Here is a 26,993-nt window from a genome sequence, read left to right as displayed (position 1 = left end):
CCCGCGCTTCGCCTTCCCGACGCATGAACCGCCCCGATCCCGACCAACTCCTCGACAAGCTGCAGCGCGACGAAGAAAAGCAGCGGCGCGGCCAGCTCAAGATCTTCTTCGGCGCGTCCGCGGGCGTCGGCAAGACCTACGCGATGCTGCAGGCCGCGCGCCAGCGCAAGCAGGATGGTGTCGACGTCGTCGTCGGCATCGTCGAGACCCACGGCCGCAGCGAAACCGCCGCGCTGCTCGACGGCCTCGACGTGCTGCCGCTCGCGCGCATCGACTATCGCGGCCGCACGCTCGCCGAATTCGATCTCGACGGCGCGCTCGCGCGTGCGCCGCAACTGATCCTCGTCGACGAGCTCGCGCATTCGAACGTGCAGGGCGCGCGTCACCTGAAGCGCTGGCAGGACGTCTACGAACTGCTCGACGCGGGCATCGACGTGTACACCACGGTCAACGTCCAGCATCTCGAAAGCCTGAACGACGTGGTCGGCGCGATCACCGGCATCCGCGTGTGGGAGACCGTGCCCGACCGCGTGTTCGACGCGGCCGACGAGGTCACGCTGGTCGACCTGCCGGCCGAGGAACTGCTCGCGCGGATGCGCGACGGCAAGGTCTATCTCGCGCAGCAGGCCGAGCGCGCGGTGCGCAACTTCTTCCGCAAGGGCAACCTGATCGCGCTGCGCGAACTGGCGTTGCGGCGCACGGCCGACCGCGTCGACGCGCAGATGCGCGAATACCGCGCCGACCGTTCGATCCAGCGCATCTGGCAGGCGCGCGAGCGGCTGCTCGTGTGCGTCGGGCCGGGGCCCGAGGCGCCGACGCTCGTGCGCGCCGCCGCGCGGCTCGCCGCGAGCCTGAAGGCCGACTGGATCGCCGTCTACGTGGAGACGCCGCGCCTGCAGCGGCTGCCCGACGCGCGGCGGCAGCGCACGCTCGACGCGCTGAAACTCGCGGCCGAGCTCGGCGCGGAGACGGCCACGCTCGCCGGCGACGACGCGGTCGCCGCGCTGATCGGCTACGCGAAGGTGCGCAACGTGTCGAAGCTCGTCGCGGGCGGCTCGCCGAAGGTCGGGCTCGCGCGCCGCTTCGCGCGGCCGTTCGGCGAAAAGCTCGCCGAGCGCGCGGGCGATGTCGACCTGATGCTGATCCGTGCGTCGGCGAGCGACGAAGTGCGCGCGACGCCGCTCGACGCGCGCGCGCGCGACTGGCGCGACACGTTCGCGCAATTCGGCATGCGGCGTTCGCCGCCGCGCCACTACCTGTACGCGGCCGCGATCTGCGCGGCGATCACCGGCGTCGCGAGCATCGTGTCCGAGCGGCTCGACCTGACGAACCTCGTGATGCTGTACCTGCTCGGCGTCGTGTTTTCGGCCGTGCGGCTCGGGCGCGGCCCGGGTGTGCTGCAGTCGTTCCTGTCGGTCGCCGCGTTCGATTTCTTCTTCGTGCCGCCGCGCATGTCGTTTTCGGTCAGCGACACGCAGTACCTGCTGACCTTCTTCGGGATGCTGCTGACGTCGCTTGTGATCAGCCACCTGACGTCGACGCTGACGCGCCAGGCGAGCATCGCGCAGCGTCGCGAGCGCCGCACCGGCGCGATCTACGCGATGGCGCGCGAACTCGGCGCGGCGTTGACGACCGAGCAGATCGTCGAGATCGGCAGCCGCCACGTAGGCGAGGTGTTCCGCGCGCGCGTGGCGTTCCTGCTGCCCGACAGCGCGGACCAGGTGCGGCAGAAGATCGAGGAGCCCGACGCGGTCGTCACGCTGACGGGCGCGGATCTCGACAGCGACGTCGGCCAGTGGGTGTACGACCAGCAGAAGCCGGCCGGCCGCGGCACCGACACGCTGCCCGCGACCGCCGCGCTGTACCTGCCGCTGAAGGCGCCGATGCGCACGCGCGGCGTGCTCGCGGTCGCGTCGCGCGACCCGCGGGAGCTCGAGGTGCCCGAGCAGCTGCGGATGCTCGATGCGTTCGCCGCGCAGATCGCGCTCGCGCTCGAGCGCGTGCACTACGTCGAGATCGCGCGCGACGCGCTCGTCAACATGGAGTCCGAGCGGCTGCGCAACTCGCTGCTGTCGGCGATCTCGCACGACCTGCGCACGCCGCTCACGACGATCGTCGGTTTTTCGTCGATGCTCGCGAACGGACGCGCGGCCGCGCAGGACGGCGACGCCGCGGCGGCCGAGCGCTTCGCGCAGCGTGAGGGCGAGCTGGTCGACGCGATCCACGACGAGGCGCTGCGGATGACGGGCATCGTCACGAACCTGCTCGACATGGCGCGGCTGCAGGCCGGCAGCCTCCAGCTCAAGCGCCAGTGGTCGCTGCTCGAGGAAACCGTCGGCGCCGCGCTCGCCGCGTGCAAGCGGGTGCTCGCGCGGCATCCCGCGCGCGTGGCGCTGCCGACCGACCTGCCGCTCCTGCAGATGGACGCGGTGCTGATGGAGCGGCTGTTCACCAACCTGTTCGAGAACGCGGCGAAGTACACGCCGCCCGATACGTCGATCGAGATCGGCGCCGAGCGCGTGACCGACGACGGCCAGCCGTTCGTGCGCGTGCACGTCGACGATCACGGCCCGGGCCTGCCGGCCGGCATGGAAACGCGGATCTTCGACAAGTTCACGCGCGGCGAGAAGGAATCGGCGACGCCGGGCATCGGGCTCGGCCTCGCGATCTGCCGGGCGATCGTCGAGGCGCACGGCGGTAAAATCGGCGCGCTCAACCGTACCGCGCCCGACGGCCGCGTGACGGGCGCGCGCTTCTGGTTCACGCTGCCGGTCGACACGCCGCCGGCCGTGCCTGCCGTACCCGACGACGAAATCGACGTGCCCGGCGCATCGTCCCCCTCCGAGCCATTGCCAGACCATGAGTGAACCGAGCCTGACCGTCGTCCTGATCGAGGACGAGAAACAGATCCGCCGTTTCGTGCGCGCCGCGCTCGAAGAGGAGGACATCGCCGTGTTCGAGGCGGAGACGGGCAAGCAGGGGCTGATCGACGCGGCGACCCGCAAGCCCGATCTCGTGATCGTCGATCTCGGCCTGCCCGACACCGACGGCCTCGACGTGATCCGCGAGCTGCGCGGCTGGTCCGAGGTGCCGGTGATCGTGCTGTCCGCGCGCACGCAGGAAGAGGAGAAGGTCGCCGCGCTCGACGCGGGCGCCGACGACTACCTGACCAAGCCGTTCGGCGTGTCCGAGCTGCGCGCGCGGATCCGTGCGCAACTGCGCCGGCGCAACCAGGGCGGCGCGAACGAATCGCCGAAGGTGGGCTTCGGCGGCGTGACCGTCGATCTCGCGCTGCGCCAAGTGTGGCGCGACGGCGAGATCGTGCACCTGACGCCGCTCGAATACCGGCTGCTCGCGACGCTCGTGCGGCATGCGGGGCGCGTGCTCACGCACCGTCAACTGTTGCGGGACGTCTGGGGGCCGTCGCACGTCGAGAGCCATCACTATCTGCGGATCTACATGGCGCACCTGCGCCAGAAGCTCGAGCGCGATCCCGCGCAGCCCGAGCACATCGTCACAGAGACGGGCGTCGGCTACCGGCTCGTCGGCGCTGCGTGACGGCCGCGGCATGCCGCGTGATGTGATCTGAATGCAAGGCCGTCGCGCCGGTGAAGTTGCATCGGCGCGACATTGCCGCCGCATGCGCCGGCCGTGCACACCGGCCACGGATTCCCCGCTATGCTGACCGTTCCGCGAACGAAACCGAGGAGCGTGCCATGTCCGTCCGTCTCGTCGTCATCAGTGCGCTGGCGCTTGCCGCGCCCGGCGCGTTCGCGCAGCCGCTGCCGCCCGGGCAGCAGCCTTCGGCGCCGCAGCAGGCGCTCGCCAATCCCGCCTCGGTCAATTGCGAAAAGCTCGGCGGCCGCCACGTGATCCGCAACCTGCCGAGCGGGCAGGTCGGCATGTGCGTGTTCAAGGACGGCCGCGTGTGCGACGAATGGGCGTTGTACCGCGACGACCGCTGCATCGGCGGTGGCGGCGCCAAGCGCGTGTCGAACTGAGGCCGGACGCGGCAGGGCGGGCGTGGCCGCGCCAGGCGTCGGCCCGATCTCCGTTCGCGCCCGGCATGCCCGTAAGCCTCTTGTTATACTCGGCGCCGCCCGGGGACGACCCCGGGTCATTCGCTTCAACGGGGACGGCCCCATCCGATCCGGAGTACGTCGAGATGGCGTGGGTATTGTTGTTGATTGCCGGTTTGCTGGAAGTGGCGTGGGCGGCCGGCATGAAATCGTCCGAGGGTTTCACGAAGCTCGGACCGTCGGTGTTTACGATCGTGACGGCGGTTGCCAGCTTCGGGCTGCTCGCGGTCGCGATGCGCCAGTTGCCGCTCGGCACCGCGTATGCGGTGTGGACGGGCATCGGCGCGGTCGGCGCGTTCGTGTTCGGGATCGTGATGATGGGCGAGGCGCTCACCGCCGCCCGCGTCGCGAGCGCGTCGCTGATCGTGCTCGGGCTGGTCGGCCTGAAGCTGTCGTCGGCCGCCTGACGCCGCCGCGCCGGGCGCCGGCCGGCGCCGGTGCCCGGCCGTGACGCACTGCGGAATTGCGCCGGCCCTCGTGCCAGCCTGTCTATAATGGAACGCATTCGGGCCTGAATGTCGCCGCGCCGCGCTCGGCAGCGGCGCCGGTCGCCACGCGCCGCGCGGCCGGTCGTACCGGCTCGATCCGATCAATCGGCAAAGCGCACGGAAAAGTGCAAGGAGAGGGCCATGATCGAAGCCATTTCGCTCGGCGCGGGGCTCGCGTGGGCGAGCGGGCTGCGCCTTTACCTGACGGTGCTGATCGCCGGCGTGCTCGCGCGGGTCGGCTGGCTCCATCTGCCGGACACGCTCGCGGTCCTGACGTCGCCGTGGGTCATCGGCGCCGCCGCCGTGCTCGCCGTCACCGAATTCCTTGCCGACAAGATTCCCGCGTTCGATTCGCTGTGGGACGCGGTGCACACCTTCATCCGCATTCCGGCCGGCGCGGTGCTGGCCGCCGGTGCGCTCGGCCATGCCGACCCGACCGTGCTCGCGGTTGCCGGGCTGGCCGGCGGTTCGCTCGCCGGTGCCGCCCATGTCGCGAAGGCCGGCACGCGCGCGCTGATCAACCTGTCTCCCGAGCCGATCTCGAACTGGGTCGCGTCGTCCACCGAGGACGGCCTCGTGTTCGGCGGCCTCGCACTCGCATTCTTCGTTCCGCTCGCATTCCTCGTCCTGCTCGCCGCGTTCATCGCGGCGTCGGCCTGGGCGCTGCCGCGCCTGTGGCGCGGCGTGTCGGGCGGCTTTCGCGGGATGGCGAACCACATGGTGTCGCGGCTCAACTCGATCGGGGGCAAGCGCGATTGAAGGCGCCGTCCCCCGTCGAGCGGCAGCACGCTGACCCGTCGCCGGCCGGGCGGCCCGGCCATGCCGGCCGCTTCGGCTGGCACGACCTGATCCGCCAGGCCGCGCGGATGACCGCGCGCGACTGGCGCGCCGGCGAACTGACGCTGCTCGTGCTGGCGCTGGTGCTCGCGGTCGCCGCGCTGACGAGCGTCGGCTTCCTCGCCGACCGGCTGCGCCAGGGGCTCGAGCGCGACGCGCGCCAGATGCTCGGCGCCGATTTCGTCGTGCGCGCCGACCATCCCGTCGATCCGTCGTTCGACCGCGAGGCGCGCGCGCTCGGGCTGCGCACCGCGACGACCGCGATCTTCCCGAGCATGATCGCATCGGCCGCCGGCGGGCAGGCGAGCGATGCGGCGCCCGCGCGCCTCGCGGCCGTGAAGGCCGTATCGCCCGGGTATCCGCTGCGCGGCGCGGTCGAGATCGTGCCGGCCGGCGCGAGCGCCGCGCACAAGGCGACAGCGATCCCCGCGCCCGGTACCGTATGGGCCGATCCCGCGCTGCTCGACGCATTGCACCTGAAGGCGGGGGACACCGTGCGCGTCGGGCTGCGCACGTTCACGGTCGCCGCGTCGATCTCCCGCGAGCTCGATCGCGGTTTCTCGTTCGTCAATTTCTCGCCGCGGCTGATGATGCGCGCGGACGAGCTCGCTGCGACGGGGCTCACCGGTTACGGCAGCCGCGTCACGTACCGGCTGCTCGTGGCCGGCGACACACCGGCCGTCGCGCGCTTCGAGGCTTACGCGCACGGGCGCGTCGACGGCGGCAAGCTGCGCGGCGTCGGTCTCGAATCGTTGCAGGAAGGCCAGCCGCAGGTGCGCCAGACGCTCGATCGCGCGCGCCATTTCCTGACGCTCGTCGCGCTCCTGACCGCGCTGCTCGCGGCGGTCGCGATCGCGATGGCCGCGCAGCGCTACATGCGGCGCCATCTGGATGGCTGCGCGACGATGCGCTGCCTCGGCGTGAGCCGCCGCACGCTCGGCGCGCTGTTCACGCTCGAATTCGCCGGCATCGGCATCGTCTCGGGCGTCGCCGGCGCGGTGCTCGGCTACGGCGGCCACTGGGCGCTTCTCGCGGCGCTCGGCAGCCTGATCGACGTCGTGCTGCCGCCGCCCACGCCTTGGCCCGCGCTCGTCGGGATCGGCGCCGCGCTCGTGCTGCTGCTCGGCTTCGCGCTGCCGCCGCTCGCGCCGCTCACCCGCGTGCCGCCGGTGCGCGTGCTGCGGCGCGACTGGGGCGACGCGTCGCGCACGGCCTGGGCCTTGTATGCGCTCGGTGTCGTGCTGTTCGCGGGGCTGTTGATCGTCGCGGCGGGCAATCTGAAGCTCGGGCTGATCGTCGCGGGCGGGTTCGCGGGCGCCCTGGTCGGTTTCTCGCTGATCGCACGGCTCGCGCTGTATGCGGCGGCGCGCGCGGTGCGCGATGCGCGCGTGGCCGCAGGCGTCGGCTGGCGCTACGCGCTCGCGTCGCTGCACCGGCGCGGCACGGCCAGCGCGCTGCAGATCACCGCGCTCGCGCTGGGCCTGATGTGCCTGCTGCTGATCGCGATCACGCGCAACGACCTCGTCGCCGGCTGGCGGCAGTCGACGCCGCCCGATGCGCCGAACCAGTTCCTGATCGACATCCAGCCCGACCAGCGCGACGACGTCGCGGCATGGCTCGCCGCGCACGGCGTACGCGACGCGGTGCCGGCGCCGATGGTGCGCGGCCGGCTCGTCGCGATCAACGGCAAGCCGGTGAACCCGGATGCGTATCCGTCGGACGAGGCGCGCCGGCTCGTCGACCGCGAGTTCAACCTGTCGTATACGACCGAGCTGCCGTCCGACAACCGGATCGTCGAAGGCGACTGGTTCGGCCGTTCGGCCAGCCCGCAGATCTCGATCGAGGCCGGGCTCGCGAAGACGCTGAACGTGAAGCCGGGCGACACGCTGCGCTTCGACGTGACGGGGCTGACGGTCGATGCGCCGATCACCAGCGTGCGCAAGCTCGACTGGGGCTCGTTCCGCGTCAACTTTTTTGTGCTGATGCCGCCGCCCGTGCTGAAGGATTTTCCGGCCGTCTACGTGACGAGTTTCCACCTGCCGGCCTCGCAGGCGGCGCTGCTCGATCCGCTGATCGCGCGCTACCCGAACCTGACCGCGATCGACGTTGCACCGATCCTCGCCCAGTTGCAGCGGATGATGCTGCAGGTGGTCGGCGCGGTGCAGTTCCTGTTTGTGTTCACGCTCGCGGCGGGCGTGCTCGTGCTGTACACGGCGCTCGCCGGCTCGCGCGACGAGCGCGTGCGCGAGGCTGCGCTGCTGCGCGCGCTCGGCGCGTCGCGCGCGCAAATCAATGCGGTGCAGCGCGCGGAATTCATCGTCGTCGGTGCGCTGGCCGGCGCGCTGGCGTCGGCCGGTGCGATTGCGGTCGGCTGGGTGCTCGCGTCGCGCGTGTTCGACTTCCAGCTCGCCGTCGATCCGTGGCTCGTGCCGGCCGGCATCGCGGCCGGCGTCGCGTGTGCCGGTGCGGCCGGCTGGCTGAGCCTGCATAATGTGTTGCGGCGCCCGGCGCTGCAGTCGCTGCGCGACGCCTGAGCGTCGCCGGCGGCCCCGACTATCCCGTTTCCGATTATCCGTATGACCGATGTGAATGATGAGGCGCCGTCGCAACCGACGGCGTTCGAGCTCGTGGGCGGCGAAGCCCGCGTGCGTGAAATGGTGGATCGCTTTTACGACCTGATGGACCTCGAGCCCGAGTTCGCGGAGATTCGCGCGCTGCATCCGGCGTCGCTCGACGGCTCGCGCGACAAGCTGTTCTGGTTCCTGTGCGGCTGGCTCGGCGGCCCGGATCACTACATCAGCCGGTTCGGCCACCCGCGGCTGCGCGCGCGGCACTTGCCGTTCCCGATCGCGTCGGTCGAGCGCGATCAGTGGCTGCGCTGCATGGCGTGGGCGATGGAGGACATCAGGTTGGCCGAGCCGCTGCGTGAGCGGCTCATGCATTCGTTCTACGACACGGCCGACTGGATGCGCAACCGGCCCGGTTGATCGACCGGTACGCCGCTGTCCGTACGCCGGACGATCTGCGTCTGGGCGCCTGGCCGGCGCGGCGCGACACTGTCCGCTTCCCCAACGATACGAGGCTCGCCCGATGACGACCCACGCACTGTTTCGTGAAGATGCCTATCTGACGCAATGCGAGGCCGTCGTCGCGGCCATTGGCGATGACGGCATCCGGCTCGACCGCACCGTGTTCTATCCGCTTGGCGGCGGGCAGGCCGGCGACAGCGGCACGCTGACGCTGCCTGACGGCAGCGCGATCACGATCGCCGACACGCGCAAGGCGAAGTTCGACGGCGCAACGCCCGACGACGCCGTGCACGTGCCCGCGACGGGCCAGGAAGCGCGCGTCGCGGCGCTCGCACCCGGCGCGCGCGTGATCGCGGACATCGACTGGCCGCGCCGCTACCGGCACATGCGGCTGCATACGGCCGCGCACCTGATGTGCGCGGTGCTGCCGTATCCGGTCGACGGCTGCAGCGTGACAGCCGACTACGTACGGCTCGATTTCGCGACGTCGGACGCGATCGATCGCGTCGACGTCGAGCGCCGTCTCGCGGCGCTGGTCCACGGCGCGCATGCGGTCACGACCGAATGGATCACCGACGCCGAGATGGCCGAGCGGCCCGACCTCGTGCGCACGATGAGCGTGAAGCCGCCGATGGGGCTGGGCCGCGTGCGGCTGCTGCGCATCGAAGGCGTCGATCTGCAGCCGTGCGGCGGCACGCATGTGCGCAATACGTCGGAAATCGGCGACCTGCGGGTCGCCAAACTTGAAAAGAAGAGCGCGCGGACTCGGCGCCTCGTACTGGAGTTTGCATGACGGTCGACAACCTGACGGACAGTGCCGCGGCGCTCGATCCGCAAGCGCGCGAGATTCTCGATTTCTGGTTCGGCGAGCCGGGTTCGGTCGAGTTCGGCCACGCGCGCAAGGTGTGGTTCAACGGCGGTGTGGCGTTCGACGACGTGCTGCGGACGCGCTATGGCGCGTTGCTCGACGCCGCGTGCGATGGCGCCCACGATCGCTGGGCCGACACGCCGCTCGGTGCGCTCGCGCTGATCGTGGTGCTCGACCAGTTTTCGCGCAACATTCATCGCGGCACGCCGCGTGCGTTCGCCGCCGATCCGAAGGCGCTGGCGCTCGCGCGGCGCGTCGTCGCGGCCGGGTGGGACGCGCGATTGCCGAGCGGCCATCACCGCGCGTTCGCGTACCTGCCGTTCGAACATGACGAATCGGACGAGAGCCAGCGCGAGGCCGTGCGACTGTGTGCGGGCATTCGCGGCGAGGCCGGGTGCGAGAGCTATCACGACTTCGCGTTGCGTCATGCGGCCGTGGTCGAGCGCTTCGGCCGTTTTCCGCACCGGAACGCGATTATCGGCCGTACGTCGACCGATGCGGAGACGGCATTCCTGCGCGAGCCGGGCTCGTCGTTCTGACGTGCGGGGTGGTGGGGCGGCGCGCGTGAAAGCGCGCTCGAGCGCCGCTTGGCCGGCCTTCCGGAAATGACGACGGCGCCGTTTCGCGGCGCCGCCTTGCATCACTGCGTTTCGTGCTCTTCGGGGGTGCGCACGTAGACGCGCAGCAGTTCCTCGTCGTCGCCCGGGCGGGCGCCGGTCCAGAACAGCTTCCATTCGCTGCCCGGCGCCGGATCGACTGCCCGCACGCCCTGGACGATCATCCACGTGCAGCGTGTCGTCTTCGCGTCGTCGATCGGCGTGTGCTGGATACCGGAGAAGTAGTACAGCATCGGCGCTTCCGATTCGCCGAGCCCGTGCAGGCTCGCCATGCAGTCGCCGTCGCTCCATTCGAGCGCGAGATGCGCATTCAGGTCGTCGAACACCGACCGGTAACTCTTCGCGACGTCGAGCCACGGCAGCAACAGCGTATACACGAGACCCCACGCGACCAGCGCGCCCGCGCCCCACGACAGCGCGCCGCGCCACAGGCCGGTCGTGCGCAGCTTCGGCAGCAGCCACAGCCAGCCGACCGTCAGCACGAGCGCGCCGATCACGAGCCCGGGCACGATCGGCATCGTCCAGTCGAGCGGCAGCCATCGGCCGAGCGGCGCGAGGTCAGCACGCGATGCGCCCGGATCGGCCATCACCGCCCAGATTCCCCATGCAAGCGCGACGACGGTGCCGAACAGCAGACGGCTCACGTAATCCCACGCGAGATGCAGCCCGCGCGGCAGGCGCTCGATCGCCTGCGCGGCAACCAGCGCGAGCGGCGCGAAGAACGGCAGGATGTAGAGCTGGCGCGAGGTCGCGGACACTTGCAGCACCGCGAGGCCAACCGCGGCGAACAGGACGGGCAGCGCGATGCGGGGCGTGCGCCAGTCGCGCCATGCGCCGCGCGCCAGCGCGACGATCGCGAGCGGCGCGACCGGGAAGCCGAGCAGCAGGAACGCACGCAGGATGAAGAACGGCTTGTCGTTTTCCGCGCCGAGTTCCGGCACCGAGAAACCGAAGAAGCGGCCGACGTTGTTGTCCCAGAACCAGGTCATGAACAGCGTCTCGGAACGCAGGAACAGCGCGGTCGGCCAGATGAGCGCGAACGGTGCGAACACCAGCGCGGCGACGCCGAGCGAGCGCGCGAACGCACGCGTACGGCACGCGGGGTAGAGCACCAGCGCGCCCGTGAGCGTGGCCGCGAACACCAGCGGCACGAACAGGCCCTTTGCCATCAGCGCGATGCCGACGCCCGCGCCGAAGATCGGCGCGGCCCAGCGGCCGGACGGCCGCACCGGCAGCCCGTGCCGCATCCGGCGCGCCCGCGCGACGTGCTGCATCACGAGCTCGAGCAGGCCGCAGAAGCCCATCGCGGTGCCCGCGAACAGCGCGACGTCGGTCATCATGTCGTGCACGTGCTTGACGACGACGAGCGTGCTCGCGCTCAGCACGACGGGGCCGATCACGCGTAGGTCGAGCCAGCTGTCGGCCCGGCTGGCACTGCGTGCCGCGCGTGCGATGAAGCCGAACGCGAGCGCCGCGAAGAGCGCGCTCGCGAGCCGTGCCGCGTCGTGCAGCGGCATCACCCGCTGCAACAGCCACGCGAGGCTCGTCGCGACCCACGCGTAGAGCGGCGGCTTTTCCATGAACGGCTGGCCCGCGTTGGTCGGTACGACGAAGTCGCCCGTCTCGAGCATGTGCTGGATGATGCCGAACGTATAGGTTTCGTCCTGCTTCCATGGATCGTGGCCGAGCACGCCCGGCAGCGTGTACGCGCAGACCAGCGCGGCAACCAGCAGCCAGACGCGCCAGCCGAGCTGGAGGACGCGATCGCGGGCGGTGTCCGTCGCGGCGGTGCCGGCCACGGCGGGCGTACCGGCGGCATGGAGTGTCGCGCTGAGGTCGGGATCGGTGGCTGGTCGGGCGTGCGTGGCCGGAGCGGGCACGGACGTGCGTCGCCGGCCGGGCGCTGCGGTTCCTGGCATGGAAAAAGATCTCGGTCGGGTCAAGCCGGTCCGGCGACATGGGCCGGACCCAATAAGGGTCGCATCAAAGCGAGATGACAGCCGGATGACCGGCTGTTTTTTGACTTGGCGCTAGTAGAGCACGGAACTGTTACGGATGTTTACTGAAATGGTCACGATATTGTGGAGATTTGTGGTGTCGTGACCACGGACCGCTTCAGCGGTCCGTTTTTCCCCCTTTTGGGGCGCGATTACCGGCCGCCGCCGACGTCGAGCAGGGCGCCCGTCGTGTATGACGCCGTATCGCCGAGCAGCCAGACGATCGCTTCCGCGATCTCCTGCGCCTCGCCCGCGCGGCCGAGCGGCGTCTGCGCGCCGAGGCGTGCCGCGCGGCCCGGCTGGCCGCCGCTCGCATGGATTTCGGTCTCGATCAGGCCGGGCCGCACCGCGTTGACGCGCACGCCATGCGGGCCGAGTTCCTTCGCGAGGCCGATCGTCAGCGAATCGACCGCGCCCTTCGAGCCGGCATAGTCGACATACTCGTTCGGCGAACCGAGCCGCGATGCGATCGACGACACGTTGACGATCGCGCCGCCGCGCCCGCCGCGATCGGTGGACAGCCGGCGCGCAGCTTCGCGCGCGCACAGGTAGGCGCCGAGCACATTGGTATCGAACATCCGCCGCAGCCGGTCGACCGGCATGTCGGCGAGCGGCATCGACGGCGCGACGATCCCCGCATTGTTGACGAGCGCGTCGAGGCGACCGAACGCCGCCGCGACGGTGTCGAACATCGCGATGACGTCCGCTTCGTTCGCCACGTCGCCGGCGACGACGCACGCGCGTGCGCCGGCGTCGCGAACGGCTTGCGCGGTCAGTTCGGCTGCCGCCGCGTCGCGTGCGTAGTTGATGCCGACGTCCCAGCCGCGCTCGGCCGCGAGCACGGCGGTCGCGCGGCCGATGCCGCGGCTCGCGCCGGTGATGAGGACGGCCTTGCGCTCGGACGACGGTGCGGGCATCGCGTGCGGCTCCCGATAGACGTTACTTGGCCGCGTCCGGCGCCCACTTGTCGCGGACGGGCGGCTGGTAGCGGCGCAGCTGTTCGATCAGCGCGACCGGTTCGGCGTCGAGGCACAGCGCGTCGAAGTAGGTCGGGCGCATGAAGCCTTCGTCGACCGTGTGGCGCAGCAGCGCGATCAGCGGATCGTAGAACGAATCGATGTTGTACAGCGCAACGGGCTTGCGGTGATAGCCGAGCTGCGCCCACGTATAGACCTCGAAGAATTCCTCGAGCGTGCCGGCGCCGCCGGGCATCGCGACGAACGCATCCGCGAGGTCGGCCATCATTTTCTTGCGATGGTGCATGTCGGGCACGACGTGCAGCTCGGACAGCCCGGTATGGCCGACTTCCTTGTCGACCAGCAACTCGGGGATCACGCCGACCGCATGGCCGCCGGCCGCCATCACTTCATCGGCGATCACGCCCATCAGGCCGACGCGGCCGCCGCCGTAGACGAGCGTGAGGCCCGCATCGACGAGCGCGCGGCCGATCGCGCGCGCGGCGTCCGCATAGACGGGCCGCACGCCGGACGACGAGCCGCAGTAAACACAGACTGCCTTCATTGTTTCGCATCCTTCGCGGCGGGCTTGGCGGCGACCGGGCTGCCCGCGGGGCGCGGCGAACCGTCGCGCGGCGGCAGGTAGTCGGTGAACTGGCGCTTGGGCAGCTTGCCGGAAACGAGATCGTCGAACAGCTGGCGCGAACGGCCGCGCAGGTACGGAGCCATGATCGAGATCACGTGCATGCTCACCTGGTGCAGCTCTTCGCGGATCGCGTCCTGGTCGTTGTACTTGCGCGGGTGCATCACGTACTGATACGACAGCCAGTACGTCGAGATCACGGCCATGTTGGTGGCGATGACTTCGATCTCGGCGGGCGTCGCGACCATTTCGGCGTCGGACACGAGCAGCTCGCACATGTCGTGCGCGAAGCGCACCTTGTGGCTGATGATCTGCTTGAAGTGTGTCTCGAGCGTGCGGTTGCGCGCGAGCAGGTCGTTGAGGTCGCGATACAGGAACCGGTAGGTCCACATGAAGTCGGCCATGTACTGCAGGTACGACCAGGTTTCGTCGATCGTCGGACGGTGATCTTCGGGAAAGCGCAGTCGCCGTTCGATCTGCTGCTCGAACTGCGCGAAGATGCTGTTGATGATGTCGTCCTTGTTGCGGAAATGGTAGTACAGGTTGCCTGGACTGATTTCCATTTCCTCGGCGATCGTCGTGGTCGTGACGTTCGGTTCGCCGATCTCGTTGAAGAGTTTCAACGACAACTCGAGAATCCGTTCGCGGGTGCGGCGGGGAGGTTTCGCTTCCATGTCGTCCGGCCCTGTGTGTGCCGGACTGGCGGGCGCTGCAATCGATGCTGCGAGATTCGTCCGGCGCGGGTTGCTGTTCTAAGTCTGGCGGACGATTATAAACCGCGCTTTCCTTACAACGGGCGCATTTCGTGATCGCGATGCGTTCGGCGCATGGTGCAGCGCCGCACGCAGGCGGTGCCGCAGGTGCCGTCAGAAGCCGAGCCAGCGTGCGATCACCGGGCCGAGCACGAAGCCCCATGTCGTCACGCACGCGAACAGCGCGACCGTGACCGCCGCGCTGCCGAGATCCTTCGCGCGCTTCGACAGTTCGTGCCGCTCGAGCGAGATGCGATCGATCGCGGCCTCGACGCTCGAGTTCAGCAGCTCGACGATCAGCACGAGCAGCACCGACGCGATCAGCAGCGCGCGCGATGCGGCGGGGACCGGCGAGAACGCACCGATCGGCAGCATCAGCGCGGCGAGCGTGAGCTCCTGGCGAAACGCGCTCTCCTCGCGGATCGCGACGCGAAACCCGTTCAGCGAATGCTTGAGCGCGTACCACGCACGCGTGATGCCGCGGTGGCGCTTGTACGGATTCGGCGGCAGCGGCGCGAGCCGATCGTCGGGGCCGAGCGGTTCGTGCGTGTGCACGTCCGCGTCGGCGTGCGGCTCTTCTTCGTCGAACGGACGATGCGGTTGCGCCGTCGCGGCAGGGGGCGGGGTCTTGTCGTTCAGGTCTCGTTTCAAACGGCGGCACCTTCGGCGGGCGAGTACGCAGTCTTCGGCAGCGGTTTCAGATGCGACGCGAACTGCTCGGACGCCGCGCGCCACGAGAAGCGCTCGGCCCATGCGCGGGCAGTCTCGCGTTCGATCTTGAGCGCCTCGAGGCAGGCTTCCTGCAGGTCTTCGTGCATCGCGCCGGCATCGCCCCCGCCGAGCACGTCGATCGGGCCCGTGACCGGGTATGCGGCGACCGGCGTGCCACACGCCAGGGCCTCCAGCAGCACGAGGCCGAACGTGTCGGTGCGACTCGGGAACACGAACACGTCGGCCGCAGCATACACCTTGGCGAGCTCGGCTTGCGACAGGACGCCGAGATAGTTCGCTTCCGGATAGCGCGATTTCAGTTCGGCGAGCGCGGGACCTTCGCCCGCGACCCACTTCGAGCCGGGCAGGTCGAGGCGCAGGAACGCCTCGACGTTCTTCTCGATCGCGACGCGGCCGACGTACAGGAAGATCGGCCGCGCGGTATTGAGCACCTTCGACTCCATCGGCCGGAAGATGTCGAGGTCGACGCCGCGCGTCCACAGCACGACGTTCGTGAAGCCGAACTTCTCGAGGTCCTGCTTCACGACCGGGGTCGGCGCCATCACCGCGAGCGACGGCCCGTGGAACCAGTGCAGGAACTTGTAGGTCGCCGACAGCGGAATGCCGAAGCGCGCCTGCACGTATTCCGGAAAGCGCGTGTGATACGCGGTCGTGTACGGCAGCTTGCGCGCGCGCGCATAGCGTCGCGCGGCGAGGCCGAGCGGGCCTTCGGTCGCGATGTGCAGCGCATCGGGGGCGAACGCATCGATCCGGGCGCGCAGCTTGCGGTACGGCAGGATCGACAGGCGGATCTCGGGGTAGGTCGGGCAGGGCACCGTGCGGAATTCCAGCGGCGTCAGCATTTCGACCCGGTGGCCGAGCGCGGTGAGTTCGCGGGAGGTGCTCTTCAGCGTGCGCACGACGCCGTTGACCTGCGGCTCCCACGCGTCGGTGACGATCATGATCTTCATCGCGGCATGTGTCCTGTAAGTGGAGTTGTGTCAGGCGGTGGCCTTGGCCTTGCGCGACGGGGCTGCGGACGGCGCGGCGCGCATCGCCGTCCAGTAAATGATCTTCAGCTCGCCTTCCATCGTTTCGACGAGTGCGGACAGGCTCTCGACCCAGTCGCCGTCGTTGCAGTACAGCACGCCGTCGATGTCGCGGATCTCCGCCTTGTGGATGTGCCCGCACACGACGCCGTCGCAGCCGCGGCGGCGCGCCTCGTCGGTCATCACGGTCTCGAACTGCGAGATGAAGTTCACGGCGTTCTTCACCTGATGCTTCAGGTACTGCGACAGCGACCAGTACTGGAAGCCCAGCCGGCTGCGAATCCGGTTGAACCAGCGGTTCAGCACGAGGATCAGCGTGTAGAGCGTGTCGCCGAGATACGCGAGCCATTTCGCGTGCTGGATCACGCCGTCGAACAGGTCGCCGTGGACGATCCACAGGCGCTTGCCCGCGAGCGTCGTGTGAAATGCCTCGCCGCGCACCTGGATGTCGCCGAACGCGAGGTCGCAGAACTGCCGCGCGCCTTCGTCGTGGTTGCCAGGGATGTAGACCACCTGCGTGCCCTTGCGCGCCTTGCGCAGGACCTTCTGCACGACGTCGTTGTGCGCCTGCGGCCAGTACCAGCCCTTCTTCAACTGCCAGCCGTCGATGATGTCGCCGACGAGGTACAGGTATTCCGAATCGTTGTGGCGCAGGAAGTCGAGCAGGTACGGCGCCTGGCAGCCGCTCGAGCCGAGATGGATGTCGGACAGCCAGATCGTGCGGTAGCGATGGGTGGACGGCTCGGGGTCGTCGTGCTGCCTGGCGTGCGCGGCCGTCGGCTCATGCGACGAAAGGGCATCGGTTGCGGCCGAGCCGGACAGGAAGGCGGTGACGGCGCGGGCGCCGAGCGGTTGACGGAACAGGGAGGTCGCGGACGTTTTCTGGCCCATGCATGACTCGCGCCGGTTGACATTACCGGCATTGCGCCATGCGGGCGTGACCATGCCGTGACAGTCACGAGACGTTCTTATTACTGTCGTTCCGGCGTGTTTAGCAGTGAATGCGGCGGCGTTGCGTAATCTGCCGAACCGACCGTCCCGCGGCGATTGGGCAAGCCGTGAGCGGTGGCCGTAATTGCGCCTTCGAGGGGTTTCGTCTGATGGATGCGCCGACGCGCGGAACGGGTCGCGGTCCCGCGGACCGCGCGGCGCGTCACCGCGTCACCGCGTCACCGCGTCACCGCGTCAGCGCGGAATCGCGACGACGCGCGTGCGGGCGATGCGGTCGTGCGGGAACTGGCGCTCGGCGTGCAGGCGGGCGGCGGCGGCCCATGCGACGATCCACGCGGCCGCCAGTGCGAGCGTGACGGGCACCGACAGGCCGAGGAGCGGATGCAGCGCGAGCGGGGGCAGGAACCACAGCCACCCGAGCGCGTAGCGGACGAGCGCATGGCCGGCGCTCAGCGGACGGCCGGTCGACGATTCGAGCCGCAGCCGCCAGGTCTTCATCGGCAGCGTCTGGCCACCATGGGTCCAGAACCAGACGAAGTACGCGCCGACGACGAGCGCGATCCACGCGGCGAGGAGATTGTGATGAACGAGGCCGTTGCGCTGCTGCGTCGCGAGGCTGAATGCGAGGCCGGCGAAGAACACGATGCCGAACAGCAGCACGGCTTCGTACAGCATCGCGGCGAGGCGTCGCCGCACGGACGGCGCGGCGACGACGGCCTGGGCCTGGGGTGCGGGGGCGCTCGCCACGTCGGGTCAGGAACCCTTGAACATCGACGGCGCGTCGGCCGGCGAGACGGGCGTGACCGTCGCAGGCGCGGGTGCGGTGCCTGGCATGGATGATGCCGCGACGGGCGGCGTGCCGCCGCCGGACGTCGCGGGCGCCGATGCCGCCGCGGCGTTGCTCGCCGGATGCTCGTGCGAATTGACGAGGCGGCGCACATCGCGGTCGGCGACCGTCGGCGGCGCACTGACGACGCTCGGCCGGCGACGGCGCTCGGTCGCGGCGAGGCGCTCCTTCTGTTCTTCGGGAAGTTGCTGGTAGGCCTTCCACGCACGCTCGCGCGCCTGCGCGGACAGCTCCTTCGCGCTCTGGTAATTCTCGCGCGCGACGCGGCGCTGCTCGGGCGTCATCCGCGCCCACTCGGACATCCTGTCCTGCAGGTGCTTCTGCTCATCGGGCGTCAATTTCGCGAAACGTGACGCGATCTTCAGCCATTTGCGCTTGCGTGCATCGCTGAAGCCGTCCCATTGATCGGCGAACGGCGCGAGCGCCGCGCGTTGCGCCGGTGTCAGGCGCGCCCACGACAGCGGGCCGTTGGCGGCCGGCAGCGGCAGGGGCAGCGGGGCGAGTTCGGTGGTCAGCCCGGCGGCGGCAGAAGTCGGCGCGGGCGCGCTGCTGGCCGCGGCGGAGACCGTCGCGGCGGGCGGGTTGAATCGGGAATAGGTGGCGACGTAGGAAACGGCGATCGCGATCACGCATCCGAAAAATACGGCCAGGCCGCGTTTCTGACTCACCCGTGCGATCCCCTCGTTATTCTCTGTTAGCGTGCGTGCGAAAGATACGCGTTGAACCCGTGATCGAGATACGCGTTGAGCGGCAGGTCGTCGCTGAGCATCGCCGCGTCGATGTCGGCGAGTTCGGCGGTGCGCTGCATGTCTTCCCAGTACGCGATGCCGACGAGCCCCGCGAGCAGCAGCGCGAGCGGCCAGGCGCGCAGCAGGCGGCGCGCGAACGACGTCTGCGGGCGACTCGCGGGCGGCGTGCCGTATGCGGCGGCGGCACCGGCGAAGGCGGGCACGAACACCGGCGCGGTCGCGGCTTCCGGCTTCTTGCGCGCGAGCGCGGCCCGGCGCGCGACGGCCAGACGGTCGGCGGTCGCGGCAGGCAGCGCCGCGGCACGTTCGTCCAGCGCGCGGCGGACCTTCAGCGCGAATTCGTGTTCTCGATTTACGGGAGCGGAGCTCATAGCGTGATTCCTTTGGCCTTGAGCGCTTGCGCCAGGGTGTGGGTGGCTCGCGAGCAGTGCGTCTTGACGCTGCCTTCGGAGCACCCCATTGCGGCGGCAGTCTCGGCGACATCCATATCTTCCCAATAACGCATCAGGAACGCTTCCCGTTGACGCGTTGGAAGTTTCTGGATTTCTTCGTCGATCAGGGCCAGAACCTGCTCCCGCTCGAGGCGGTGCTCGGTGCTCTCGACGCCCGCGTTGTCGTCCGCGGACTCGAGCGTTTCCAACGGATCGAAGTCCTCGTCGTCCGTATTGTTGAGCGACGAGAAGAGCGTCACCCAGGTATTGCGGACCTTCTGCCGGCGGAACCAGTCGTGGATCGCGTTCTGCAGGATCCGCTGGAACAGCAGCGGCAGCTCGGCCGCCGGCCGGTCGCCGTACTTCTCCGCCAGCTTGATCATCGCGTCCTGCACGATGTCGAGCGACGCATCGTCGTCGCGCACGGCGTACGCAGCCTGCTTGAACGCGCGCCTTTCGACGCCCGCCAGAAAGTCGGCGAGTTCCTTGTCTGATGCCATTCCGTAAAGGTATGCGCTGCGGACTGCGGCGTGTGAAAGGTCGAAAAATTTCGTAAAACCCGCGGATGCTAACAAATTTTCGCGCGACTTGGCACCGTCGACGGCTCGGTACGTTGCGCGCGAGCAGCGTCCGCGGGCCGCCGGGCGGGGCGCATGATGCGCTGCGGGATATTTTACTTGACGACCCAATCATGACCCGCTATCGTCAGCGATTCGCAACATGAAGTGATGGTCTCATTTGAGGCTGGCCCAAGAAGCCCGCCCTTCAAACTGGACGCGCCGCTTGAACCCGAGCCACAAGCCCGGCAGAGAGCACCCGATCAATTTTTTGCCGAAAATTCGAAAGGTCAAAATGAACATGCCCAGCGCGGAATTCTCCACGTCGGAACCCCTTTCCCCTCCCGATAGCGACTCCATCGGCGCCACCGTGCTCATGAAGGCACTGGCCGACGAGAACGTCGAATTCATCTGGGGCTATCCCGGCGGCTCGGTACTCTACATCTACGACGAGCTCTACAAGCAGGACAAGATTCAGCACGTGCTGGTACGCCACGAACAGGCGGCCGTGCACGCAGCCGATGCGTATGCGCGTTCCACCGGCAACGTCGGCGTCTGTCTCGTGACGTCCGGCCCCGGTGTCACCAATGCGGTGACCGGCATTGCAACGGCCTACATGGATTCGATCCCGATGGTCGTGATCAGCGGCCAGGTGCCGACTGCCGCGATCGGCCAGGACGCGTTCCAGGAATGCGACACGGTCGGCATCACGCGTCCGTGCGTGAAGCACAACTTCCTCGTGAAGGACGTGCGCGACCTCGCGGAAACCGTCAAGAAGGCGTTCTACATCGCCCGCACCGGCCGTCCGGGCCCGGTGCTGATCGACATCCCGAAGGACATCTCGAAGACGCCGTGCCAGTACGAGCCGGTCAAGAGCGTGTCGCTGCGCTCGTACAACCCCGTCACGAAGGGCCATTCGGGCCAGATCCGCAAGGCCGTGTCGCTGCTGCTGTCGGCGAAGCGTCCCTATATCTATACGGGCGGCGGCATCATCCTCGCCGACGCCGCGCGCGAACTGAACCAGTTCGCCGACCTGCTCGGCTACCCGGTCACGAACACGCTGATGGGCCTCGGCGGCTATCGCGCGTCGGACAAGAAATTCCTCGGCATGCTCGGCATGCACGGCACGTACGAAGCGAACATGGCGATGCAGCACTGCGACGTGCTGATCGCGATCGGTGCCCGCTTCGACGACCGCGTGATCGGCGACCCGGCGCACTTCGCGTCGCGTCCGCGCAAGATCATCCACATCGACATCGACCCGTCGTCGATCTCGAAGCGCGTGAAGGTCGACATCCCGATCGTCGGCGACGTGAAGGAAGTGCTGAAGGAGCTGATCGAGCAACTGCAGACGGCCGAGCACGGCCCCGACACCGAGGCGCTCGCGCAATGGTGGAAGGACATCGAGGGCTGGCGTTCGAAGGACTGCCTGAAGTTCGACCGCGACAGCGAGATCATCAAGCCGCAGTACGTGGTCGAGAAAGCCTGGGAGCTGACGGACGGCAACGCGTTCGTGTGCTCGGACGTCGGCCAGCACCAGATGTGGGCCGCGCAGTTCTACCGTTTCAACAAGCCGCGTCGCTGGATCAATTCCGGCGGCCTCGGCACGATGGGCTTCGGCCTGCCGGCAGCGATGGGCGTCAAGATGGCGCACCCGGACGACGACGTGCTGTGCATCACGGGCGAAGGCTCGATCCAGATGTGCATCCAGGAACTGTCGACCTGCCTGCAGTACGACACGCCCGTGAAGATCATTTCGCTGAACAACCGCTATCTCGGCATGGTCCGCCAGTGGCAGCAGATCGAATACAGCAAGCGCTATTCGCATTCGTACATGGATGCGCTGCCCGATTTCGTGAAGCTCGCCGAAGCGTACGGCCATGTCGGCATGCGGATCGAAAAGACCTCGGATGTGGAGCCGGCGCTGAAGGAAGCGCTGCGCCTGAAGGACCGCACCGTGTTTCTCGACTTCCAGACCGATCCGACCGAAAACGTCTGGCCGATGGTACAGGCCGGCAAGGGCATCACCGAGATGCTGCTCGGATCGGAAGATCTGTAACGGCGCGACGCGCGCCGGGGCCGGAGCGGCCGCCTTCACGAAGGGCGGTGCGGCACCGGGCGGCGCGCGGCGCGAGTGAATCGACACGGACACATTCTGGAAGAAGCGAACATGAGACACATCATTTCCGTCCTGCTGGAAAACGAACCGGGCGCGCTGTCGCGCGTGGTCGGTCTGTTTTCCGCACGCGGCTACAACATCGAAACCTTGACGGTGGCGCCGACCGAAGACCAATCGCTGTCGCGGCTGACCATCGTTTCCATTGGCTCGGACGACGTGATCGAACAGATCACGAAGCATCTGAACCGCCTGATCGAGGTGGTGAAAGTGGTGGACCTGACCGACGGTGCACACATCGAACGCGAGCTGATGCTGATCAAGGTACGTGCAGTGGGCAAGGAGCGCGAAGAAATGAAGCGGATGTCGGATATTTTCCGCGGCCGCATCATCGACGTGACCGAAAAGACCTACACGATCGAATTGACGGGCGCGAGCGACAAGCTCGACGCATTCATCCAGGGGCTGGACGCGACCGCGATCCTAGAGACCGTGCGTACCGGCAGCTCCGGCATCGGACGCGGCGAGCGCATCCTGAAGGTGTGATGCCGGACAGGCACGCCGGGTGCGCCGTCATGTCCCGGCCCGCAGTACTCCATCTGAACGAATTGTTGAATTTTTGAATTGGCGAAGGAACCATCATGAACGTTTTCTACGATAAAGACGCTGACCTCTCCCTCATCAAGGGCAAGCAAGTCACGATCATCGGCTACGGCTCGCAAGGCCATGCGCACGCACTGAACCTGAAGGACAGCGGCGTGAACGTGACGGTCGGCCTTCGCAAGGGCGGCGCGTCGTGGAGCAAGGCCGAAAACGCAGGCCTGTCGGTCAAGGAAGTCGCGGAAGCGGTGAAGGGCGCGGACGTCGTCATGATGCTGCTGCCGGACGAGCAGATCGCCGACGTGTACGCGAAGGAAGTGCACGCGAACATCAAGCAGGGCGCCGCACTGGCATTCGCACACGGCTTCAACGTCCACTACGGCCAGGTGATCCCGCGCGCCGACCTCGACGTGATCATGATCGCGCCGAAGGCTCCGGGCCACACCGTGCGCGGCACGTACTCGCAAGGTGGCGGCGTGCCGCACCTGATCGCGGTTGCGCAGAACAAGTCGGGCGCGGCACGCGACATCGCGCTGTCGTACGCGGCAGCGAACGGCGGCGGCCGTGCCGGCATCATCGAGACGAACTTCCGTGAAGAAACCGAAACCGACCTGTTCGGCGAGCAGGCCGTGCTGTGCGGCGGTACCGTCGAGCTGATCAAGGCAGGTTTCGAGACGCTGGTCGAAGCCGGCTACGCGCCGGAAATGGCGTACTTCGAGTGCCTGCACGAGCTGAAGCTGATCGTCGACCTGATCTACGAAGGCGGCATCGCGAACATGAACTACTCGATCTCGAACAACGCCGAATACGGCGAGTACGTGACGGGCCCGCGCGTCGTCACGGAAGAGACGAAGAAGGCGATGAAGCAGTGCCTGACCGACATCCAGACGGGCGAGTACGCGAAGAGCTTCATTCTCGAGAACAAGGCAGGTGCGCCGACGCTGCAGTCGCGCCGCCGCCTGACGGCCGAGCACCAGATCGAGCAGGTCGGCTCGAAGCTGCGCGCGATGATGCCGTGGATTGCGAAGAACAAGCTCGTCGACCAGACGAAGAACTAAGCACCGCGTGCTGTTCCGGCCCTTCGAGTGGAGGGTCGGTATCAAAAAGCCGTCCGAAGGCAGCAGTGCCCCGGGCGGCTTTTGCTATCCTACGGGCTTTGGTGCGACACGCACGCTCGTGTCCGGGCAGTCCCAACGTAAGGGACATCGACTAGCGGTGTTAAGGAGGCGTCAGTACGAGCCTTACCAGCCGCGAAAAGTGCAATGTGGGCCTCACGAAGCCCGGCAGTCTTTGCACTTTTGGTAACGAGACGAACCCGGTATGGGTATGCCGGGTATCGCCATAGGCGATGTCCGGTGTGCTGAACTACGCCGGACTTCGCATTGCATTGACCTGATTACCGTCAGGTTCCGCCCAGTCAGCGGCTTCATCTCCGCTGACCAAGCGGATTGGAGTATGCAAATCCCGCGCCTTCGGGCTACGGATTCGTTGCGCGATACGAGCGATAGCTCGGTGTGTCATTGTTCGGCCTCACCAGCAGTAAGGGTGAGTGAAGGGAACCTGCTGTACGACCAGCAGTAGCCTAGGAAGACATGCGTCACTGGTAACGGTGGGGTGTGAAGCTCTTCTGACAATGTAGCCTCCGGAAGTTTCGGGCATGCATGAGTCGCGAGACACGTGCGTGGAGACTCCCAGCAGCGATGGGGTCAAGGAGCTAGGCTGACCGACATGGTTAACGTAAGTGAACTGCTGATAAACCTCGTAAGTAGTGGAAGTGCCTAAGCTGCTGTCAGGCATGAACCAAAAGGTGTGCGGTCGGATAACCCGTTCAAAGCTCGGGTTACGTCGTCGCTGGACCGCCGGGGGAGAGGCAGAACCTAAATCGGTCGTGTGACATGCCGGGAACGTGGTAAGCCCGTATTGCTGCCAACGCGTGAGCGCTGGCAGGCGAACCGTGAGGAACGCTGTTGGCAGTGCGGGTATGGGAGGACGGAGAAAGCGAACGCCGGGCTGTAATGGTCCGGACAGAGGTTGAAACATCACCTCACGCGAAAGCGGGCAGACTTCCGTCTGGTCTACCGTCGCAAGACGGCTGACTAACCCTCAAGCTGAAATTGTGATTGCTGGTGGCTTCTTAGCCATCAGTGTTGTTCTTTTCCCTTGTGGGAGCAAAACGCTCCCGCAAGGGGCGTGTTGCTTTCCGCGAAGGGATTCACTTCTTTGAGCAGGAGAGCAGCATGAAAGTATCTGCCCGTGAGGGTGGGTCTGCGCTCTCCCACGCGCCGGACCACTGGCACGACGTCGATTGGCGTCGCGTGGAACGGAACGTGAGAGGGATGCAGATTCGAATTGCGAAGGCAACGCGGGAAGGTGACTGGCGCAGGGTGAAAGCCCTGCAACGGATGCTGACCCGCACGTTGTCCGCAAAGTTGTACGCGGTACGACGTGTTACGCAAAACCAAGGTGCGCGAACGGCTGGAGTCGACCGCGAACTATGGGACACGCCTGAGAGCCGATGGGAAGCTGTCGGCAAGCTGAAGCGGCGCGGATACAAGCCTCTGCCATTACGGAGAGTCTTTATCCCCAAGGCCAATGGGAAGTTACGCCCTCTGGGCATACCGACCATGCGGGACAGGGCGATGCAAGCCCTGTACTTGCTGGCTTTGGAGCCGGTGTCGGAATCGACGAGCGACCCGAACTCATATGGGTTTCGGGCCAACCGCTCAACGACCGACGCTATGTCGCAGTTGTTTGTCTCGCTGTCTCAGAAGGCTTCGGCCCAATGGGTCTTGGAGGCGGACATCAAGGGCTGCTTCGACTACATCAACCATGACTGGCTGGTGAACCATGCCCCGATGGACAAGGAGATCCTCCGCAAGTGGTTGAAGGCTGGCCTGATTTACAAGGGGCAGCTACAGGCAACCGAGGCCGGTACGCCACAGGGAGGCATCATTTCCCCGACGCTGGCCAACGTGACGCTGAACGGGCTGGAGCGTGAACTGATTGAGCACTTGCGTGCGAGATTCGGGATCGCGAAAGCCAAGAAGTTGAAAGTAAATGCGGTGCGATACGCAGACGACTTCGTGATCACCGGTGACTCGCAAGAGATACTGGCGAGCGAGGTCAAGCCTTGGGTTGAAGCATTCCTTGCGCAGCGAGGTCTGCAACTTTCCGAGGAAAAGACGCGCATCGTGCACATTGACGAAGGCTTCGATTTCCTTGGGTGGAATTTCCGGAAGTACTCGGGAACGCTACTCATCAAACCGAGCAAGAAGAACGTGCAGACGTTCTATCGCAAGGTTGCGGAAACGATCGGCGGCAACAAAGCGGCAAAGCAGTCGGACTTGATTCGATTGCTGAGTCCGATGCTACGAGGGTGGGCGCAGTATCACCGCCCCGTGGTGGCAAAGCAGGCGTACAGCCGCATGGAGTCTTTGGTCTTTCAGAGGCTCTGGCGGTGGGCGAGGAGGCGGCACCCGAAGAAGAGGGCTGACTGGGTGAGAAAGAAATATTTCCACACGGTTGGAACTCGACACTGGGTATTCGCTGTCCGAGCGGTTCGCGAAGACGGTAGTCAGGGGCTGAATGAGCTGTACCACCTCAGTGGTACGGAAATCAAACGGCACAAGAAGATCAAGGGCGGCTACAACCCCTTTGATCCGGAGTGGGAGCAGTACGGCGAGCTATTGCGGCAGGGGCGGATGGGAGACACCATGCGCTACCGAAAACAATGGGCGAGCCTGTACATGTCGCAGGGCGGGTTGTGTGCTCACTGTGGCTGTGCCCTGTCGGACGAGACGGGATGGCATGACCATCATCTGGAATACCGGATGAATGGCGGCACCGATGCTCTGTCCAACCGGGTTTTGCTTCACCCCGACTGTCACCGGCAGGTGCACGCCGGTAAAATTGCGGTAACTAAGCCGGTCCGACCCCAGGTCGGACTTTGATCTACATGTAGGCTCGAGCCGTATGCGGGGAAACTCGCACGTACGGTTCCTAGGGGGCCCCTTCTCCGCAAGGAGAGGGGGCTACCCTACCAATTCACCGAACACCGAACGAACCCATGAACTATCCTCATCCGATCATCGCGCGCGAAGGCTGGCCGTTCATCGCGATTGCAGCCGTCATCGCGTTGTTGATCCACGCCGTCGGGGGCTTCGGCTTCGCATGGCCGTTCTGGCTGCTGCTCGTCTTCGTCGTCCAGTTCTTCCGCGATCCGCAGCGCCCGATCCCGGCGCAGCCGAACGCGGTGCTGTGCCCGGCGGACGGCCGCATCGTCGCGGTCGAGACCACCCAGGATCCGTACGCGAATCGCGAAGCGCTGAAGATCAGCGTGTTCATGAATGTCTTCAACGTTCATTCGCAGCGTTCGCCGGTCGACGGCGCGGTCACCAAGGTCGAATACTTCCCCGGCGCGTTCCTGAACGCGGCGATCGACAAGGCGTCGACCGAGAACGAGCGCAATGCGGTCGTGATCCAGACGGCGAGCGGCAAGACCGTCACCGCCGTGCAGATCGCCGGCCTCGTCGCCCGCCGGATCCTCTGCTACGTGCGTGCCGGCGAGCCGCTGTCGCGCGGTCAGCGCTACGGGTTCATCCGCTTCGGTTCGCGCGTCGACGTGTACCTGCCGCTCGGCAGCCGCGCGAAGGTGTCGATCGGCGAGAAGGTCTACGCGTCGTCGACGATCCTCGCCGAGCTCGAACAGTAAGCGGC

25 protein-coding genes are annotated in these 26,993 nt (G+C 67.2%); 14 read left to right on the top strand and 11 right to left on the bottom strand.

The window, feature by feature from the left end:
• The first annotated feature begins 23 nt into the window (after nucleotides 1–23).
• From WS45_RS32175 to WS45_RS32135, 9 genes are all read left to right on the top strand, one after another.
• Nucleotides 24–2,867 carry a sensor histidine kinase gene (locus tag WS45_RS32175; RefSeq protein ID WP_059703413.1) on the top strand — a complete coding sequence of 948 codons (2,844 nt, stop codon included), beginning with the start codon at nucleotides 24–26 and terminating at the stop codon, nucleotides 2,865–2,867.
• A complete protein-coding gene (gene kdpE / locus WS45_RS32170) occupies nucleotides 2,860–3,558 on the top strand; it encodes a two-component system response regulator KdpE (protein WP_059533261.1) in 699 nt (232 codons plus the stop codon). Before WS45_RS32175 ends, kdpE begins: the two co-directional genes overlap by 8 nt.
• A gap of 158 nt (nucleotides 3,559–3,716) precedes the next feature.
• On the top strand, nucleotides 3,717–4,001 hold the full coding sequence (locus WS45_RS32165) for a putative hemolysin (protein ID WP_059689393.1): 285 nt from the start codon (nucleotides 3,717–3,719) through the stop codon (nucleotides 3,999–4,001).
• A 164-nt stretch (nucleotides 4,002–4,165) separates the two neighbouring features.
• Nucleotides 4,166–4,486, top strand: coding sequence for a quaternary ammonium compound efflux SMR transporter SugE (sugE, locus tag WS45_RS32160; protein ID WP_059703411.1), 321 nt, complete (start codon nucleotides 4,166–4,168; stop codon nucleotides 4,484–4,486).
• A gap of 222 nt (nucleotides 4,487–4,708) precedes the next feature.
• Nucleotides 4,709–5,326: a DUF4126 domain-containing protein gene (locus WS45_RS32155; RefSeq protein WP_040144699.1), complete on the top strand. Its 618-nt coding sequence runs from the start codon at nucleotides 4,709–4,711 to the stop codon at nucleotides 5,324–5,326.
• Nucleotides 5,327–5,433: 107 nt separating this feature from the next.
• Nucleotides 5,434–7,938, top strand: coding sequence for an ABC transporter permease (locus WS45_RS32150; RefSeq protein WP_082722105.1), 2,505 nt, complete (start codon nucleotides 5,434–5,436; stop codon nucleotides 7,936–7,938).
• A gap of 42 nt (nucleotides 7,939–7,980) precedes the next feature.
• On the top strand, nucleotides 7,981–8,391 hold the full coding sequence (locus WS45_RS32145; RefSeq protein WP_059703408.1) for a group II truncated hemoglobin: 411 nt from the start codon (nucleotides 7,981–7,983) through the stop codon (nucleotides 8,389–8,391).
• Nucleotides 8,392–8,494: 103 nt separating this feature from the next.
• Entirely contained in the window at nucleotides 8,495–9,226 is a 732-nt protein-coding gene (locus tag WS45_RS32140; RefSeq protein WP_059533251.1) for an alanyl-tRNA editing protein, read from the top strand.
• Nucleotides 9,223–9,840 carry a DUF924 family protein gene (locus tag WS45_RS32135; protein WP_059703407.1) on the top strand — a complete coding sequence of 206 codons (618 nt, stop codon included), beginning with the start codon at nucleotides 9,223–9,225 and terminating at the stop codon, nucleotides 9,838–9,840. The genes WS45_RS32140 and WS45_RS32135 overlap by 4 nt, the downstream gene beginning before the upstream one ends.
• Nucleotides 9,841–9,941: 101 nt before the next feature.
• Here WS45_RS32135 and WS45_RS32130 read toward each other — a convergent pair whose 3' ends face one another.
• The 11 genes from WS45_RS32130 to WS45_RS32080 all read right to left on the bottom strand — a co-directional run bounded on the left by WS45_RS32130 (nucleotide 9,942) and on the right by WS45_RS32080 (nucleotide 19,504).
• On the bottom strand, nucleotides 9,942–11,837 hold the full coding sequence (locus WS45_RS32130; protein ID WP_059703404.1) for an ArnT family glycosyltransferase: 1,896 nt from the start codon (nucleotides 11,835–11,837) through the stop codon (nucleotides 9,942–9,944).
• Nucleotides 11,838–12,067: 230 nt separating this feature from the next.
• Nucleotides 12,068–12,832 carry an SDR family oxidoreductase gene (locus WS45_RS32125; protein ID WP_059533247.1) on the bottom strand — a complete coding sequence of 255 codons (765 nt, stop codon included), beginning with the start codon at nucleotides 12,830–12,832 and terminating at the stop codon, nucleotides 12,068–12,070.
• Nucleotides 12,833–12,854: 22 nt separating this feature from the next.
• On the bottom strand, nucleotides 12,855–13,436 hold the full coding sequence (locus WS45_RS32120) for a TIGR00730 family Rossman fold protein (RefSeq protein WP_059703402.1): 582 nt from the start codon (nucleotides 13,434–13,436) through the stop codon (nucleotides 12,855–12,857).
• The gene (locus WS45_RS32115) at nucleotides 13,433–14,188 is read right to left on the bottom strand and encodes a TetR/AcrR family transcriptional regulator (protein ID WP_059533242.1); all 756 of its coding nucleotides are present in this window, start codon (nucleotides 14,186–14,188) and stop codon (nucleotides 13,433–13,435) included. Before WS45_RS32115 ends, WS45_RS32120 begins: the two co-directional genes overlap by 4 nt.
• Before the next feature lie 192 nt (nucleotides 14,189–14,380).
• Nucleotides 14,381–14,917: a diacylglycerol kinase gene (locus WS45_RS32110; RefSeq protein ID WP_059533240.1), complete on the bottom strand. Its 537-nt coding sequence runs from the start codon at nucleotides 14,915–14,917 to the stop codon at nucleotides 14,381–14,383.
• A complete protein-coding gene (locus WS45_RS32105; protein ID WP_059533238.1) occupies nucleotides 14,914–15,948 on the bottom strand; it encodes a glycosyltransferase family 4 protein in 1,035 nt (344 codons plus the stop codon). Before WS45_RS32105 ends, WS45_RS32110 begins: the two co-directional genes overlap by 4 nt.
• A gap of 30 nt (nucleotides 15,949–15,978) precedes the next feature.
• On the bottom strand, nucleotides 15,979–16,917 hold the full coding sequence (locus WS45_RS32100) for a UDP-2,3-diacylglucosamine diphosphatase (RefSeq protein WP_059533236.1): 939 nt from the start codon (nucleotides 16,915–16,917) through the stop codon (nucleotides 15,979–15,981).
• 294 nt (nucleotides 16,918–17,211) lie between these two features.
• Nucleotides 17,212–17,652: an RDD family protein gene (locus WS45_RS32095; RefSeq protein WP_373559454.1), complete on the bottom strand. Its 441-nt coding sequence runs from the start codon at nucleotides 17,650–17,652 to the stop codon at nucleotides 17,212–17,214.
• 78 nt (nucleotides 17,653–17,730) lie between these two features.
• Nucleotides 17,731–18,492, bottom strand: a complete 762-nt coding sequence (locus tag WS45_RS32090; protein ID WP_059703399.1) for a DUF3106 domain-containing protein — start codon at nucleotides 18,490–18,492, stop codon at nucleotides 17,731–17,733.
• Between the two features lie 26 nt (nucleotides 18,493–18,518).
• Nucleotides 18,519–18,944 carry a DUF3619 family protein gene (locus WS45_RS32085; protein WP_059533231.1) on the bottom strand — a complete coding sequence of 142 codons (426 nt, stop codon included), beginning with the start codon at nucleotides 18,942–18,944 and terminating at the stop codon, nucleotides 18,519–18,521.
• On the bottom strand, nucleotides 18,941–19,504 hold the full coding sequence (locus tag WS45_RS32080) for an RNA polymerase sigma factor (RefSeq protein WP_059468121.1): 564 nt from the start codon (nucleotides 19,502–19,504) through the stop codon (nucleotides 18,941–18,943). Before WS45_RS32080 ends, WS45_RS32085 begins: the two co-directional genes overlap by 4 nt.
• A 352-nt stretch (nucleotides 19,505–19,856) precedes the next feature.
• Between WS45_RS32080 and WS45_RS32075 the strand changes: the two genes are divergently transcribed.
• The 5 genes from WS45_RS32075 to WS45_RS32055 all read left to right on the top strand — a co-directional run bounded on the left by WS45_RS32075 (nucleotide 19,857) and on the right by WS45_RS32055 (nucleotide 26,988).
• Nucleotides 19,857–21,620 carry an acetolactate synthase 3 catalytic subunit gene (locus WS45_RS32075; protein ID WP_059689386.1) on the top strand — a complete coding sequence of 588 codons (1,764 nt, stop codon included), beginning with the start codon at nucleotides 19,857–19,859 and terminating at the stop codon, nucleotides 21,618–21,620.
• 111 nt (nucleotides 21,621–21,731) lie between these two features.
• The gene (gene ilvN, locus WS45_RS32070; RefSeq protein ID WP_034207977.1) at nucleotides 21,732–22,223 is read left to right on the top strand and encodes an acetolactate synthase small subunit; all 492 of its coding nucleotides are present in this window, start codon (nucleotides 21,732–21,734) and stop codon (nucleotides 22,221–22,223) included.
• Between the two features lie 95 nt (nucleotides 22,224–22,318).
• Nucleotides 22,319–23,335, top strand: coding sequence for a ketol-acid reductoisomerase (ilvC, locus tag WS45_RS32065; RefSeq protein WP_059533228.1), 1,017 nt, complete (start codon nucleotides 22,319–22,321; stop codon nucleotides 23,333–23,335).
• A gap of 1,179 nt (nucleotides 23,336–24,514) precedes the next feature.
• Nucleotides 24,515–26,227 (top strand): group II intron reverse transcriptase/maturase, encoded by a 1,713-nt coding sequence (ltrA, locus tag WS45_RS32060; protein WP_059703496.1) that lies wholly within the window; start codon nucleotides 24,515–24,517, stop codon nucleotides 26,225–26,227.
• A gap of 116 nt (nucleotides 26,228–26,343) precedes the next feature.
• The gene (locus WS45_RS32055) at nucleotides 26,344–26,988 is read left to right on the top strand and encodes a phosphatidylserine decarboxylase (protein ID WP_059468119.1); all 645 of its coding nucleotides are present in this window, start codon (nucleotides 26,344–26,346) and stop codon (nucleotides 26,986–26,988) included.
• The last annotated feature ends 5 nt before the right edge of the window (nucleotides 26,989–26,993 follow it).

The sequence above is a fragment of the Burkholderia sp. RF2-non_BP3 genome, from assembly GCF_001522185.1.
GTDB lineage: Bacteria > Pseudomonadota > Gammaproteobacteria > Burkholderiales > Burkholderiaceae > Burkholderia > Burkholderia diffusa.
Note: the sequence above shows the minus strand (reverse complement) of the source record. Positions and strands in the feature narration are given on the sequence as shown.